Raw genomic sequence first — 416 nt, forward strand, 5'->3', positions numbered from 1 at the left:
CGATTGCGCTGCTCTCGGGCACCACTTTCGAGAAGGAAGGCAGGCTCGAGGAGGTCACGCAGGAGCATCTGGCAATCATCAAGGCCATCAAGGAGCGTGATCTTGATGCCGCCGAGGCAGCTGCTCGCGCTCATGTGACGAACGCCAAGCTGATCCGGATCAGCCGCCTCATGGAGTCCGGCGCGGCCTATTGAGTGGTGACCGCGGGCGAGCCCTCGCCAGGAGTTGGTTTGATCCGAGTTGGCGCAGCTGGCCGCGGCATCGCGGCCAGACAATCGACCGAAACAGGATCGTCGCGAAATTCGACCCGCGGCCGTGCCTCGCGCGGCACGTGCAAGCGGCTCAGCGCGTCGCGGCCTGGAGATAGCGCTCGACGAGCCGGGCCCACATCGCGGCACCGACGGTCAGGCTGTCAT

At 65.6% G+C, this 416-nt stretch carries 1 protein-coding gene; it reads left to right on the top strand.

Features of this window, described 5'->3' with window-relative positions:
* On the top strand, positions 1-194 hold a 194-nt coding region (locus AB4Y92_RS26095; protein WP_441822262.1), incomplete at its 5' end, for an FCD domain-containing protein.
* Between the last annotated feature and the right edge of the window lie 222 nt (positions 195-416).

The organism is Lysobacter sp. TAB13, assembly GCF_052113885.1.
Classification (GTDB): Bacteria; Pseudomonadota; Gammaproteobacteria; order Xanthomonadales; family Xanthomonadaceae; genus Lysobacter; species Lysobacter gummosus.